Source organism: Aliiroseovarius sp. D2-2 (assembly GCF_055809455.1).
The window spans coordinates 1,689,416-1,704,477 of the sequence record NZ_CM147913.1 but is presented as its reverse complement, the minus strand read 5'-3'; the positions used below and the strand labels follow the sequence as shown (position 1 = coordinate 1,704,477).

13 protein-coding genes and 1 tRNA gene are annotated in these 15,062 nt (G+C 55.6%); 4 read left to right on the top strand and 10 right to left on the bottom strand.

Annotated elements, in window-relative coordinates:
* The first annotated feature begins 87 nt into the window (after positions 1–87).
* Positions 88–1,842 (top strand): acetolactate synthase 3 large subunit, encoded by a 1,755-nt coding sequence (locus AC0L6A_RS08365; RefSeq protein WP_473289204.1) that lies wholly within the window; start codon positions 88–90, stop codon positions 1,840–1,842.
* A gap of 13 nt (positions 1,843–1,855) precedes the next feature.
* A complete protein-coding gene (gene ilvN, locus AC0L6A_RS08360) occupies positions 1,856–2,416 on the top strand; it encodes an acetolactate synthase small subunit (RefSeq protein ID WP_473289203.1) in 561 nt (186 codons plus the stop codon).
* Between the two features lie 290 nt (positions 2,417–2,706).
* On the opposite strand, the gene AC0L6A_RS08355 is transcribed toward ilvN, so the two are convergent.
* The 5 genes from AC0L6A_RS08355 to pdxH form a co-directional block, all read right to left on the bottom strand.
* Positions 2,707–6,408, bottom strand: coding sequence for a vitamin B12-dependent ribonucleotide reductase (locus tag AC0L6A_RS08355; protein WP_473289201.1), 3,702 nt, complete (start codon positions 6,406–6,408; stop codon positions 2,707–2,709).
* A gap of 693 nt (positions 6,409–7,101) precedes the next feature.
* Positions 7,102–7,178, bottom strand: a tRNA-Pro gene (locus tag AC0L6A_RS08350).
* 68 nt (positions 7,179–7,246) lie between these two features.
* A complete protein-coding gene (locus AC0L6A_RS08345; RefSeq protein WP_473293428.1) occupies positions 7,247–7,687 on the bottom strand; it encodes a DUF192 domain-containing protein in 441 nt (146 codons plus the stop codon).
* A gap of 62 nt (positions 7,688–7,749) precedes the next feature.
* Positions 7,750–8,295: a cold-shock protein gene (locus AC0L6A_RS08340; protein ID WP_473289199.1), complete on the bottom strand. Its 546-nt coding sequence runs from the start codon at positions 8,293–8,295 to the stop codon at positions 7,750–7,752.
* 113 nt (positions 8,296–8,408) lie between these two features.
* Positions 8,409–9,014, bottom strand: coding sequence for a pyridoxamine 5'-phosphate oxidase (gene pdxH / locus AC0L6A_RS08335; protein ID WP_473289197.1), 606 nt, complete (start codon positions 9,012–9,014; stop codon positions 8,409–8,411).
* Between the two features lie 158 nt (positions 9,015–9,172).
* On the opposite strand from pdxH, the gene fabI reads away from it, so the two are divergent.
* Both fabI and gpt read left to right on the top strand, forming a co-directional pair.
* Positions 9,173–9,991 carry an enoyl-ACP reductase FabI gene (gene fabI, locus AC0L6A_RS08330; RefSeq protein ID WP_473289195.1) on the top strand — a complete coding sequence of 273 codons (819 nt, stop codon included), beginning with the start codon at positions 9,173–9,175 and terminating at the stop codon, positions 9,989–9,991.
* 12 nt (positions 9,992–10,003) lie between these two features.
* Entirely contained in the window at positions 10,004–10,522 is a 519-nt protein-coding gene (gene gpt / locus AC0L6A_RS08325) for a xanthine phosphoribosyltransferase (RefSeq protein ID WP_473289194.1), read from the top strand.
* A gap of 70 nt (positions 10,523–10,592) precedes the next feature.
* Here the strand turns inward: gpt and AC0L6A_RS08320 are convergent, their stop codons facing one another.
* The 5 genes from AC0L6A_RS08320 to speB all read right to left on the bottom strand — a co-directional run bounded on the left by AC0L6A_RS08320 (position 10,593) and on the right by speB (position 15,053).
* On the bottom strand, positions 10,593–11,171 hold the full coding sequence (locus AC0L6A_RS08320) for a DUF4167 domain-containing protein (protein ID WP_473289192.1): 579 nt from the start codon (positions 11,169–11,171) through the stop codon (positions 10,593–10,595).
* Between the two features lie 243 nt (positions 11,172–11,414).
* Positions 11,415–12,263, bottom strand: a complete 849-nt coding sequence (prmC, locus tag AC0L6A_RS08315) for a peptide chain release factor N(5)-glutamine methyltransferase (protein WP_473289191.1) — start codon at positions 12,261–12,263, stop codon at positions 11,415–11,417.
* Positions 12,260–13,315 carry a peptide chain release factor 1 gene (prfA, locus tag AC0L6A_RS08310; protein ID WP_473289189.1) on the bottom strand — a complete coding sequence of 352 codons (1,056 nt, stop codon included), beginning with the start codon at positions 13,313–13,315 and terminating at the stop codon, positions 12,260–12,262. Before prfA ends, prmC begins: the two co-directional genes overlap by 4 nt.
* A gap of 290 nt (positions 13,316–13,605) precedes the next feature.
* The gene (locus AC0L6A_RS08305; RefSeq protein WP_473289187.1) at positions 13,606–14,034 is read right to left on the bottom strand and encodes a DUF1499 domain-containing protein; all 429 of its coding nucleotides are present in this window, start codon (positions 14,032–14,034) and stop codon (positions 13,606–13,608) included.
* A gap of 56 nt (positions 14,035–14,090) precedes the next feature.
* Positions 14,091–15,053 carry an agmatinase gene (gene speB, locus AC0L6A_RS08300; RefSeq protein WP_473289185.1) on the bottom strand — a complete coding sequence of 321 codons (963 nt, stop codon included), beginning with the start codon at positions 15,051–15,053 and terminating at the stop codon, positions 14,091–14,093.
* Between the last annotated feature and the right edge of the window lie 9 nt (positions 15,054–15,062).

Below are 15,062 nucleotides of genomic sequence, written 5' to 3'. Positions count from 1 at the left end.
CGGTAACGGAACCATAATGGAACCCCATGCGCCCCCGAGAAGATCGGGGGCTTTTTTATGAGAAGCGCACGTGGAACGGAGAAGAAGATGACACGTCAAATGACCGGAGCGAAAATGGTAGTTCAAGCCCTGAAGGATCAGGGTGTGGACACAGTCTTTGGCTACCCCGGGGGCGCTGTCCTACCGATTTACGACGAGATTTTTCAGCAAAATGACATTCGTCACATCTTGGTACGCCACGAACAAGGCGCTGTGCATGCGGCCGAAGGCTATGCGCGTTCGACAGGTAAGCCGGGTGTTGTCCTAGTAACCTCGGGCCCCGGCGCGACAAACGCCGTGACCGGCCTGACAGACGCGCTTTTGGATTCCATTCCGCTTGTTGTCCTGACTGGGCAGGTTCCGACCTTCATGATCGGCACCGATGGCTTTCAGGAAGCTGACACCGTTGGGATCACCCGCCCCTGCACAAAACATAACTGGTTGGTGAAAGAGACTGACAAACTGTCGGACGTGATCCATCAAGCGTTCCATGTGGCGACCTCGGGCCGACCGGGCCCAACGCTGATCGACATCCCGAAAGATGTTCAGTTTGCCACCGGCTCCTATACCCCGCCTGCCAAAGCAGCAACCGGGCATTATCAGCCGCAAATGCGTGGCGACATCAACGCGATCACCGAACTTGCCGAGCTGATGGAAACAGCCGAACGTCCCTTGTTTTACACGGGCGGTGGCGTGATCAACTCTGGCCTCGGTGCAAGCCAGCTTTTGCGTGAATTGGTTCAAGCCACAGGCTTCCCGATCACATCGACCTTGATGGGTCTTGGTGCCTATCCTGCATCGGGTGAACATTGGCTGGGCATGTTGGGGATGCACGGACTTTATGAAGCCAACATGGCAATGCATGATTGTGACCTGATGATCTGTGTGGGCGCCCGTTTTGACGACCGGATCACTGGCCGTATGGATGCGTTCAGCCCCGGATCCAAAAAAGCGCATATCGACATTGATCCAAGTTCCATCAACAAGGTGATCCATGTTGATCTGCCGATCATCGGCGATGTTGGTCATGTGCTTGAAGACCTTCTGAAGGTTTGGAAAGCCCGCGGTCGCAAAGTGAACAAAGACGGGCTGGCCAAGTGGGACGATCAGATTGCCACTTGGAAGGAACGTCGCTGCCTGAGCTACACCAACACCACGGATGTCATTCAGCCGCAATTCGCGTTGCAGCGCCTTGAAGAGCTGACAAAAGACAAAGATCGCTATGTCGCCACGGAAGTTGGACAACACCAGATGTGGGCCGCTCAGTTCCTTGGATTCGAGGACCCGAACCGCTGGCTGACATCGGGCGGGTTGGGCACGATGGGCTATGGCCTGCCAGCGTCGCTGGGTGCTCAGATCGCGCACCCGGATTCCTGCGTCGTTAACGTGGCTGGTGATGCGTCTTGGTTGATGAATATGCAGGAAATGGGCACCGCCGTTCAGTTCCGCGCGCCAATCAAACAGTTCATTCTGAACAATGAGCGTTTGGGCATGGTCCGCCAGTGGCAAGAACTGCTGCACGGCGAACGGTATTCGCACAGCTGGTCGGAAAGCCTGCCTGATTTCGTCAAACTGGCCGAGGCCTTTGGCTGTAAGGGGCGTCAGGTCTCGGATCCGGCTGAACTGGATGACGCCATTCAGGAAATGCTGGATTATGACGGCCCGTTCATTCTGGACGTACTGGTCGAAAAGCACGCAAACTGCTTCCCGATGATCCCATCGGGCGCGCCGCACAACGACATGCTGATGGGCGAAGCTGACACCCAAGGCGTCATCGGCGCCGCTGGCGCAACATTGGTTTAAGGAGGGTCTGTAAATGTCTGCACTTAAGATCAAAAAAGGCTCTTCGCGCAAGTCGGCTTATGACCTGCGCGACCCGAATTCGGATGTCATCGAAAGCCACACCTTGGCCTGTGTCGTCGACAACGAAGCCGGCGTTTTGGCCCGCGTGATCGGACTTTTTGCCGGTCGTGGTTATAACATCGAAAGCCTGACCGTGGCCGAGGTCGATCACGAAGGTCATCTGTCGCGCATCACCATCGTCACCACCGGCACCCCTGCTGTGATCGAACAGATCAAAGCGCAGCTGGGACGCATTGTTCCGGTGCATGAGGTGCATGACTTGACCGTCGAAGGGGCGTCCGTCGAACGCGAATTGGCCCTTTTGAAAGTCGAAGGATCCGGTGAAAAACGGGTTGAGGCCTTGCGCCTTGCCGATATTTTCCGCGCAAACGTCGTCGATTCAACTCTGGACAGCTTTGTGTTCGAAATCACCGGCACAACCGAGAAGATCGACGCTTTCGCAGATCTGATGCGCCCTCTTGGCCTGATCGAAGTGGCCCGTACGGGCGTTGCGGCCTTGTCGCGCGGCATCTAAGCCTAGTTCTCTGAACAAACAAACGCCCCGGTGATGTGTTCACCGGGGCGTTTTTCTTTTCCTAGACAGAAACCCAGAGCAATTCCCATCAGGCAAAAAAATGGGGCGCCGCAAGGACACCCCAGTTTCACTGATAGGGCTCTGATTGGTACCGCCCGGTTTATTTTGCCTGCGGCCCTATCCGTGTCAGGGCGAGCGCACCCGCCCCGTGTCAGGATGAGGGGCAACCCCCAACCCACCCTAACCTTGCCAGAGCCACCCCTTGGGAGTAGGCGGCCCTGACGAAACGCTTAGCTACAGCCCGTGGTCGACCCACAAGTGTTGCACTTCATGCAGGTGCCGTTGCGCACCAAGGTGTAGTTGCCGCATTCGCCGCATGGATCACCTTCGTAGCCCTGCATCTTCGCTTTCGTGCGCGCATCGATCGAGTTCACTGTGCCGGTTGAGACACTGGTCTCGCTAACCAGAGTTTCCGTGACCACAGTGCTTGCGGTTTCAGGCACCAATGTGCTGAGCGCGCCCACAGGATCGGTGCCCGTCAGGGCAGTTGCCCCGGCTTCCATACCGCCTTGCAACACCACCAGCTCTTGCGGCATGCGTTTGCGCAGATATCCGGTCGAGCTGATTTGCTTCAACACTTCCAAGGACTTAGTCGCTGCGGTTTCAGACGGTTGCTGAACGTTCGACACGCCCTCTTCCTCGCCACGGCCCAGATCATCGAACGCAGCGCCTTGCGGTTTGACATGCGCCAGATCGGTACGATCCAGATAGGACACAGCCAGTTCGCGGAAGATGTAATCAAGGATCGACGTCGCGTTCTTGATCGAGTCGTTGCCCTGAACCATGCCTGCCGGTTCGAACTTGGTGAAGGTGAAAGCATCCACGAATTCCTCAAGCGGAACACCGTATTGCAGACCGACCGACACAGCGATTGCGAAGTTGTTCATCATTGCACGGAAGCCAGCGCCTTCTTTGTGCATGTCGATGAAGATTTCGCCCAGATTGCCGTCTTCGTATTCACCGGTGCGCAGGTAAACCTTGTGCCCGCCGACGATGGCTTTCTGTGTGTATCCTTTGCGACGTTCGGGCAGTTTCTCACGTCCGCGCGCCACTTCCTTGATGACCACTTTCTCAATGATCTTCTCGGCCAGTGTCACGGCTTTCTCGTGGGGCGAACCCGACGCCAGAATTTCTTCTGCTTCCTCGTCATCTTCGACCAAAGCGGCTGCCAAAGGCTGGCTGAGTTTCGAGCCATCACGATACAGCGCGTTGGCTTTCACACCCAGCGACCAGCTGAGTTCGTAGGCCTTCTGGCAGTCTTCGATGGTCGCGTCATTCGGCATGTTGATCGTTTTCGAGATCGCACCGGAAATGAAGCTTTGCGCCGCTGCCATCATATAGATGTGGCTATCAACGCTCAGGAAACGCGTGCCTTTCTTTCCGCACGGGTTGGCGCAATCGAAGATGTTCAGATGCTCGTCTTTCAGGTTCGGTGCACCTTCAAGCGTCATCGTGCCACACACATGATCGTTGGCCGCGTCGATGTCTTTGCGGGTGAAGCCAAGATGGCTCAACAAGCTGAAGTCGGGATCGTTCAGCTTTTCAGCCGGGATACCCAGAACGTTGGTGCAGAACTCCTCGCCCAGCGTCCACTGGTTGAAGACAAAGCGGATGTCGAAGGCCGATGGCAATGCTGCCTCGATCTTGTCGATTTCGTTCTGTCCGAACCCGTGACCGATCAACGTGGTGTGGTTGATGCCCGGCGCATTGCCCAAAGTGCCGTGCCCGACCGCATAGCTGATAATCTCTTCAATCTGGGACGAGCTATAGCCGACTTTTTCCAACGCACCCGGAACCGAGCGGTTGATGATTTTAAAGTAGCCGCCACCGGCCAGCTTTTTGAACTTCACCAGCGCAAAGTCCGGCTCGATCCCTGTGGTATCGCAATCCATCACCAGACCGATGGTGCCGGTTGGGGCAATCACAGACACCTGCGCGTTGCGGTAACCGTGCTTTTCACCAAGTGCATAGGCTTCATCCCAGGTGCCCATGGCCAGATCGACCAGTTTGGCATCAGGGCAATTCTTCAGGTCCAAGGGAACGGGCTTCACGGCCAGATCCTCGTACCCATCGCTTGCTCCGTAAGCCGCGTTGCGGTGGTTGCGGATGACGCGCAGCATGTGGTCCTTGTTGCGCTCATAGCCTTCAAACGTGCCCAGCTCTCCGGCCATTTCAGCCGAGGTGGCGTAGGACACGCCGGTCATGATCGCGGTCAGGGCTCCACAAAGGGCGCGTCCTTCTTTCGAATCGTAGCCATACCCCATGTTCATCAGCAGACCGCCGATGTTGGCATAGCCCAGACCCAACGTGCGGAACACATAAGACAGCTCAGCAATTTCCTTGGACGGGAATTGCGCCATCATCACCGAGATTTCCAGCGTGATGGTCCACAGACGTGTGGCGTGCATGTAGTCTTCGGCCTGGAACTCGCCATCCTTCAAGAAGGTCAGCAGGTTCATCGACGCCAGGTTACACGCGGTGTCATCCAAGAACATGTATTCCGAGCACGGATTCGACCCGCGGATCGCGCCATCTTCCGGGCAGGTGTGCCAAGCGTTGACTGTGTCGTGATACTGGATGCCGGGATCTGCACAGGACCATGCTGCGTGGCCGATCTGTTCCCACAGGTCGCGCGCCTTGATAGTCTTGGCGACGGAACCGTCAGTACGGCGGATCAGTTCCCAATCCGCATCGTTTTCGACTGCCTTAAGGTAAGCATCAGTGACGCGAACCGAGTTGTTCGAGTTCTGACCCGAAACGGTGGCGTAAGCCTCTGAATCCCAGTCTGTATCATAGGTCGGGAACTCGATCGAGCCGAAGCCCTGCTTTGCATAATCCAACACGCGCTTGACGTAGTTTTCGGGAATCGCGACTTTTTTCGCGACCCGAATTGCACTTTTCAAACCTTCGTTGGTTTTCGGGTCAAATGCGTCTTCTTCCTTGCCGTCCCATGAACGAATGGCATCAAAGATGTGGTTCAGATGCTCTTCATGCATCTTCGAGCCAGCCACCAGCGAAGCAACCTTCTGCTCTTCTTTGACCTTCCAGTTGATGTATTCTTCGACATCCGGGTGGTCGGCATCGACGATAACCATCTTGGCCGCACGACGTGTTGTACCGCCCGATTTGATCGCACCGGCTGCCCGGTCACCAATTTTCAGGAAGCCCATCAGGCCCGAGGATTTACCGCCGCCCGACAGCTCTTCGTTCGCTGCACGCAGGGACGAGAAGTTGGTGCCTGTGCCCGAGCCGTATTTGAACAGGCGCGCCTCGCGGACCCACAGGTCCATGATGCCGCCGTCGCCGACCAGATCATCGCCAACCGACTGAATGAAACAGGCATGCGGCTGTGGATGCTCGTAGCTGGATTTCGACTTGGTCAGCTTGCGGGTCTTGTGATCCACATAATAGTGACCCTGTGCAGGACCATCGATGCCGTAAGCCCAATGCAAGCCAGTGTTGAACCACTGCGGCGAGTTCGGCGCGGCGCGTTGGCTGGCCAGCATGTGACGCATTTCGTCAAAATAGGTGCGCGCGTCTTCTTCAGTGGTGAAATAGCCACCTTTCCAACCCCAATACGCCCAAGCGCCTGCCAAGCGGTCGAACACTTGTTTGGCCGACGTTTCGCCGCCAAAGCGCGCGTCTTCGGGCAGATCTGCCATGGCTTTGTCGTCAGGAACGGAACGCCACAGGAATTCGGGAACATCTTTTTCCTTAACCTGCTTCAGAACAGCCGGGACGCCAGCTTTGCGGAAGTATTTCTGCGCAATCACATCCGAAGCCACTTGGCTCCAACTTGTGGGGACTTCGCACTCGTCCAGTTTGAATACGATCGTACCGTCAGGGTTTCGGATTTCAGAGGTCGTCGTGGTGAATTCCAGCTCCGAATAAGCGCCCTGCCCCGATTTTGTGAATTTGCGTTCAATCTTCATTGTGCCTGTCCAGTCCCTTCAGTCTCTCTTTGCGCCTTACGGCACTAAGATTCTGCCCTAATCGATAAATTTTCCACGCAGCCCTTGGTGGCAGGAATTTAGACATAGGATCACCGCCGAGTGCCGCTTCCACTAACGTGGCGCACCCTGATAACTTCAATATCGAAGCGTGGTCCCTGTTTCGTCCTGCTCAACCAACAGCCACTATATATTGTGGCCTTGCGGCTAGCTCCCACAAACTGGCGTAGTGACCCCTATATCGTCAACGATAATTTCATACATATCCCCAACTCTTTTCTGTTGACGCAGTTTGCCACACATCCAGTTATCCGAATGATTTTGATTCTCGCGCCTCTCCACTCTAAGGGGAGCTCTTCTTTTGCTAAGAAATTGGCCAGTTTAGGCTTCGATCGAAACAATCTGCTTGAAGCGAAGCGTGATTCTTTCATCGTATTAACGAACTGTGGCTAAAATGTTCGACCGCCAGATCCTTAACGCCGAAAGCGTTAACCAATGCACTCGAATGGCTCTTCAAGCCGCGTCAAACGCGACTCACATAGCCTGTTCTTAGATCAACAACAGCCATGCAGCCCTGTCATGCCTGATGCGATTCATCCGTCAGGTCTGCTTTAAGCACACGCCACATGAACCCAATCAGGTTGGGTAAAGAAAACAGAGTTAAATGAAGAATGGTGGTCGGGACGGCAAGATTCGAACTTGCGACCTACGGTACCCAAAACCGTCGCGCTACCAGGCTGCGCTACGCCCCGAACGCCCCCTCCTTACCGTTGTGTTCCGGCAATGAAAAGAGGGAAAACAGCCTAAATTCGTTGTCAGCCTATTCAGGTGTCATATCAGGGGCACAAGGCCAGGCTGCATCCGCCTGATCGAGGGCCGGATGTTGCAGTTCACTGCCCTCTGCGATGCCGAATCGCGCTGCGGTCCCACCATTCACTTCCAAAACAGCCTGCACCCCCACGCCACCATCAATTAATGTCGTGTCGTGGGGAATCGCATTGTGATGAACGCGCGAGACTGTTCCATCTTCCAGAACAAAGATCATATCTAATGGGATCAACGTGTTTTTCATCCAAAAACCGACTTGCTGCGGTTGTTCGAATAAAAAAAGCATGCCGTTCATGGTTGGAAGGTCTTCACGGAACATCAAGCCTTGGGCGCGTTCGCGCGGATCATCTGCCACTTCAATGGTAAAGGCCGCCTGCCCCCAAGGACCACGAACATTGACGCGGTCCGGTTCACACTCCGCAGCCCATGCCATCGACGTGCAGGCATACCCGGCCAAACTAAGAAATTGGATCAGACCAACGCGCAACGCGTAAGTCACGAGGCTGTTTCGCCCTCAACGGCCGCATCCCAAGCATGGACTGAGACCGCCATCTTACCACGCTTACCGTCTGCGGCACGGATGCTGATCGCCTCGCCCGGTTGAAGGTCAGCCAAGCCAGAGCGCCGCAACACTTCTACATGCACAAAGATGTCATCGGAACTGCCGAATGCATTGGCAAAGCCAAAACCCTTGGCCTTGTCAAACCACTTAACGCGAGCGGGTTCCATATCGCCAATGCTATCAGGATCGACCAGACCTTCTACGATCTCTTCCAGCTCGTTGATTTCGCTACCTTCAGGCGGCGTTATCGACAAGACAGTTACCGCCTGACGACCGCGATCAGTCGCCTGTACGGTTATTTCGATGCTGGATCCGTCGGCGACAGAGCTCTGTCCAAAGTTGCGCAGAACATTGGCGTGCAGCAGGATATCTGCTCCACCCTCGTTTGCGACAACGAAACCGAACCCTTTGTTCGGATCGAACCACTTGACCTGCCCTTGTACCACATCTGGCACGCGAGCGTCACCGATCTGCGCCATATCTACCTCTAGCAATTTGCGTCCCCGAGACACTATTGGGATGTTTATTCAGACGACGCAAGCCCCACCCCCCTGTATTTTTGGTTAGGTCAGGGCAAAAACAAGTATGCATATCAAGGATTCAGACGGGTTACCTGCCATGTGCCACCAGCCTCGGATCGTGTCCATCTGAACCTGTCATGAAGCCTGAACGCACCATCAGCCCAGAACTCGATTTCGACAGGTTGGATACGATATCCACCCCAAAATAAGGGCCTTTGTGGCGCTGGTCCGTGCTGCGCTGTAACCTTCGCGACCTTCGCCATTAGACTGGCCCGCGAGGCCAAGGGTTGGCTCTGATAAGAGGCCCAAGCACCCAGTTTGCTTTTGATTGATCTAGAGGAAAAATAATTATCCGCTTGAACGCCCTCTTCCCGCGTAACGAGACCCCGGACCCGTATCTGTCGCCTTAAACTTTTCCAGTGCATGACAAAGGCCGCTTTGCCGGCCTTTTCGATCTCATCGGCTTTGACAGATCCGTAGTTGGTGTAGAAGACGAAAGCGTTGTCCTCGATCTCTTTCAAAAGCACCATCCGGGCATTGGGTAAACCGTCCGCATCCACCGTAGACAGCGCAATCGCGTTTGGATCGTTCACTTCGCTTTTTTCGGCCTCTGCCAACCAGCTTCGTGCGATAACAAACGGGTCATCCCCCGCGAAAATTCCATCACGTTCAGACATTTGCATTCCTTTTAACTCACCCCAGTATTGCACATAGTTACAAAACTGGCTGGCCAATTCCCGCCATTTCACAAGCACGTAGCGCCAAGCCGGACTTGAAGACGAACGGCCAATCGCCTAAACGGTCTTAACGCAGTATCTCGGGACGAGGAACATATATGTCGACCGAATTGATGAAGGGAAAGCGCGGCCTGATCATGGGTCTCGCAAACGACAAGTCCATTGCATGGGGCATCGCAAAGGCTTGCGCCGAAGCGGGGGCCGAACTGGCCTTCTCGTATCAGGGCGAAGCCTTGAAGAAACGTGTGGGACCGTTGGCTGATCAGCTGGGGTCGGACATCATGATTGAATGTGATGTCGCCGACCAAGGGTCCATTGACGCGCTGTTCAACGATTTGGAAGCCAAGTGGGGCAAGCTTGACTTCATCGTACATGCCATTGGTTTCTCGGACAAAAACGAACTTCGCGGTCGTTATGTTGATACCAGTCCTGAAAACTTCCGTATGACGATGGACATCTCGGTTTACAGCTTCACTGCTGTTGCCCGTCGGGCATCGGCGATGATGACGGATGGTGGGTCCATGCTGACCCTCACCTATTATGGCGCTGAACAGGTCATGCCGCATTACAATGTCATGGGCGTTGCCAAGGCCGCGCTGGAAGCATCCGTGCGCTACCTTGCCGAGGATTTGGGCAAAGACGGTATCCGCGTGAACTCGATTTCCGCAGGCCCGATCAAAACGCTGGCCGCGTCTGGAATCGGTGATTTCCGCTATATCCTGAAATGGAACGAGCTGAATTCGCCCCTGCGTCGCAATGTGACCATTGGTGACGTCGGGAATTCGGCCCTGTATTTGCTGTCCGATCTGGGTGCAGGCGTTACAGGTGAAACTCATCACGTTGATGCAGGCTATCACGTTGTCGGCATGAAGGCCGTCGACGCGCCTGACATTGATGTGACCACCGGCCGTAAATAAGGAGCCCCCGTCATGAGCGATCGTCTGCCTCACGAAAAGGGATTTCACATCAGCTGGGATCAAATACACCGTGACAGCCGGGCACTGGCTTGGCGTCTTGATGGACAGGGCCCGGATGATGGCGCTTGGCGCGCTGTTGTGGCGATCACCCGCGGTGGCATGGCACCAGCGATGATCGTCAGCCGCGAATTGGACATCCGCACCGTCGACACGATCAGTGTGAAGTCCTACCATTCGGGCGGCGGCAAAGCTGACGCGCAAAGCGACGCCGAAGTGCTGAAGTCCCCGGATAACAACCTGATGGGCGATGGCACAGGCATCCTGATCATCGACGATCTGGTTGATAGCGGGAAAACGTTGGAACTGGTGCGTGAGCTGTATCCCAACGCTCATTTCGCCACGGTTTATGCCAAGCCCAAAGGCCGCCCCATGGTCGATACGTTTGTCACCGAGGTCAGCCAAGACACTTGGATCTTCTTTCCTTGGGACATGGCTTTGCAATACGTCGAACCCTATCGCGGCACAGACTAAAGCTAAGACGTTCTATTCAAAACAAAAAACCCCGGCACTGCCGGGGTTTTTTTGTTCCATTACTGGAAGCTTATTCTGCTGCTTCGCCAGACGTATCCGCATCGGGCTGGGCTGTCGCCTCGGCCGAGTTGTCTTCGCTACGTGCGGGCTTGCGTGGCTTGCGCGTGCGTGCAGGTTGCCGACGCGGCTTACTTTCCGGTGTCTCAACCAATCCGTTGTCACCACCATCTGTCACCTCGGGTTGCGGTGATTGGGACAGATCCGGCTGATCGCCTTCGCCTGGAGCGGTTTGATCAGTGCCGGGATTTGCATCCGGTGCAGAACGATCTGCACGGGCATCTTTTTCGCGCTGTTGACGTTCGCGGTTTTGCTGGTCGGCCTGCTGGCGACGGTTATCAACCTCGCGCTGAGCTTCGCCCAGAAGGCGGGTATAATGTTCGGCGTGTTGTTGAAAGCTCTCGCCTGCCACGCGGTCGTTCGACAGAAATGCATCCCGAGTCAGCTGGGTATACTTGTCGATAATCTGCTGCGGCGTTCCACGCACCTTACCTTCAGGGCCAGAACTGTCATACACGCGATTGATATTGTTGCCGGGGTTATTCCGGTTGCGGTTCGACTTGTTGCGCGAACGTGATTTCGACGATCTCATATATATTTTTCCGATTTCAGCACAGTCTTGCGGCATCCGCCGCGCTGTTGTCTCGGACATCAGTTGTTAAACAACCAGATGATCCGATTTTGAGGGCTTGTTCACAGCGGCTGTCCAGATGGACTGCGTCGTTGCTCTATATTGCTAACCATGCGCCCCAGCAAAAGACAAGCCTTATGTGGAACATTCGCAGGAATTTGCCGTATTTTGCGCCATTTGGGGGTTTCGAACACACCGGAGCGTTTAGGCCCGAACCAGACCCGAGGCTGCAACAACGCGATCTTTTCCCGCCAGATCCTTATGCACCAGCACATCTTTAAACCCGGCGGCAAGGCACAGAGCTGTGACGTCTGCGGCCTGTAGATAGCCGATTTCAAGTAGCATCCGGCCGCTTGGGGCAAGAAACTCTGCCGCACGGCTAACAATGCAGCGATAGGCATCCAGCCCGTCGCCCCCTGGCGTCAGCGCCACATGGGGTTCCCAATTGTGGACTTCCGGCGCTAGGGCACCCATCTCGTCTTTCGTAATGTAAGGCGGGTTCGAAACAATCAGGTCAAACTGTTTGGCAGGTTCTAATGGGTCAAACCAGCTGCCCTGCAACAGAGTTGCCCGCGTCCTAACATCCAGCAACGTTGCATTGCGATCAGCGACCTCTAAGGCCTTTTCTGATAGGTCCACCCCTACCCCGATTGCCGTGGGCACCTCGGCCAGAAGGCTTAGCAATATGCAGCCAGAGCCCGTTCCAAGGTCCAGCACCGATGTGAACGGCACAGATTTTGCCAAGTCAACGATCAGCTCTGTGTCTGGCCGCGGGTCAAGCACGTCTTGGGTGACAATGAAGTCCCGTCCGTAAAACGCACGCAATCCAATGATCTGTGCAACGGGCTGACGATTACAGCGGGCCTTAACTGACCGTTCGAACGCTTCGGTTTGCTCTGGCGTGACATCATCCTGCAGAACCAAGGTCAAACGGCTGCGGTCCACCTGCAAAGCATGGGACAAAAGAATACGCGCATCAGGGGCTGGATCCTCAATCCCGGCTGCGCGCAACTGCGCCACAGCCTTCGCCAACAGCACCGACGCGGTCGTCACGCGTCCAGATCCGCAAGCTGCGCCGCCTGCGCCTCGGCTGTCAGAGCATCTACGATCTCATCCAAATCACCGCCCATGATCTGATCCAGCTTGTAAAGCGTCAGATTAATGCGGTGGTCAGTCATGCGACCTTGCGGGAAATTGTAGGTGCGGATCCGTTCCGAGCGGTCCCCCGATCCCACCTGAGATTTCCGATCCGCGGCCCGCTCGCTGTCAACGCGTTGGCGTTCAAGGTCGTAAAGCCGCGTTTTCAGGACTTGCATGGCAATCTCGCGATTGCGGTGTTGGGACTTTTCCGAGCTGACCACCATGATGCCCGTGGGAAGATGTGTGATGCGCACGGCAGAATCCGTCGTGTTCACGTGCTGCCCACCCGATCCAGACGCGCGCATCGTATCAATTCGCAGATCCCCCGCATCAATCTGAATGTCCACGTCTTCCGCTTCCGGCAGCACCGCCACCGTCGCTGCTGAGGTATGAATACGTCCGCCGCTTTCAGTCTCGGGCACGCGCTGAACACGGTGAACACCGCTTTCGTATTTCAGCCGTGCGAAAACGCCTTCACCTTTCACATGTGCGGTGACTTCTTTGACGCCGCCAAGTTCAGAAAGGCTTTGTTCAACAATTTCAAATTTCCAGCCGCGCGCTTCGGCATAGCGCTGATACATGCGCAGCAGATCGCCCGCGAAAAGTGCGGCTTCATCTCCGCCAGTTCCGGGGCGAATTTCTATCATCGCAGGGCGGGCATCTGCTGCATCTTTGGGCAGCAAAACCAACCGCATCGATTGTTCCATTTCAGGCAGACGCGCACGCAATTCAGGCAGTTCTTCTTCGGCCAATTCGCGCATGTCCGGATCATCCAGCATCAGCTCTGCTTCGCTGATATCATCCAACAATTTCTGGAAGTTGGCGATCTGGTCGACCACCGGCTTCAATTCGGCATATTCGCGCCCCAGCGCGGCGATCTCATCACCGGACAGGCCTTCGGCCATACGGGCTTCAATATACTGAAAGCGCTCGGTGATCGCGTTGAGTTTTACCATAGGAACCATGGGGATGGTGTCTATGATTACGTGGATTTGGTCAAGGGGCACAGGCGTGCTAGAGTGCAGGCATGTTCTACCGTGCTCCACTCTTACTACTGATGCTAACCACGCCGGTTTTTGCGGATGTCACCGGTCCGGGTGGCAAGGTGATCGACTGCTATTGCACCGACACCCAAGGCGGGCGGGTTGAGCTTGGACAGTCGATCTGTTTGTTCGTCGATGGGCGCGCGTTTATGGCCCTATGTGATATGAGCCTGAACGTCCCGATCTGGCGTGATACCGGTCAGGGCTGCGTTTCATCGCAACGCAGCAGAGAGCAATTCAATCCATTGCCCCACTCGACGCCCATTAACCCCAACATCTGAACTTCCAATGACGAGATGCGCGTGGATGTGCAGATTGTCGTTCGCCAACCAGATACGTGTGACATCGGGAAAACCAAACAAACGCGACCGCGTCACGAAGCTGTGGCCTTGGTCCGCAGGCACTTCGACTGTCCCGTCAGTTTGACGCACGATTTTAAGCAGTTTGTTCAGGGCGTCTTCCGGCAAGCCCGTCAAAGGTACGACATGTTTCACCCCGCCCTTTAGCTCGTGAACTCCCACGTCATCCGGCCCCGGTGTCGCATGAAAACGCGCCTGATCAATTGGCTTCAATCTTGCATATACGGCCAGCGCAGCCAGCAGCAGAGCGACCACGCCCAGTATTGTCAAAACGACTTTCATAGTGCTTTCGAACCCTTGTTGCGGTGGTCACAGGACCAAATCCCGCCTTCACAATGTTAACTACGTTTGGGATAGGCCCAAAGGTTCAATATTTCCATCGCAACATGCGCACCAGCGATCGCCGTGGCCCCGGAGGTATCAAAGGGGGGTGAGACTTCGACGATATCACCGCCAACAAGGTTGATCCCAGCAAGGTCGCGCAAGATGATCGAGGCCTGCGCGGACGTTAAACCGCCCCAAACCGGCGTACCTGTTCCCGGCGCAAAGGCAGGGTCCAGCGCGTCGATGTCAAAGGTCAGATAGGTCTTGTTGTCGCCAAGGATCGATTTGATCTTTTCAACCACCGCCGCAGGGCCGGTTTCATGCACTTCGCGCGCATCGATAATGTTCACACCCAACGTATCTTCATTGGTGGTGCGAATGCCCACCTGAACCGAGCGTGCGGGGTCGATCAGCCCCTCTTTCACGGCCTTATAAAACATCGTGCCATGATCCACGCGGGTCATGTCGTCATCCGCCCATGTGTCGGTGTGGGCATCAAATTGCAAAAGGCTTAACGGCCCGTGTTTTTTCACATGCGCGCGCAGGATCGGAAAGGTGATGTAGTGATCCCCGCCCAGCGTCAGACAGGCCGCATCCTGATCGAGGATCGACGCGATATGCGCCTCGAGCGTCGCAGGGAACTGGTCGATATGGGCATAATCGAAGGCCAGATCGCCGTAGTCCGCGATGGCGAATTCAGACAGCACATCAAAGCCCCAGCCGTAAGCCGGATCGGGCGATTGCAGTGCGGATGCCTCGCGGATCGCGCGTGGGCCAAGGCGTGTGCCGGGGCGGTTGGTCACCGCTTGGTCAAAGGGTATTCCGGTTACCGCAATATCCACGCCCGTCAGGTCTTTGGCATAGCGTCGGCGCAGGAACGAGGTCACACCCCCAAAGGTGTTTTCAAAAGACAATCCTTTGAACCCATCGCGCGTCAGCGCGGTGTCGACCTGTTTGCTTGCGTCTTCCAAAGCCATGGTGATGCT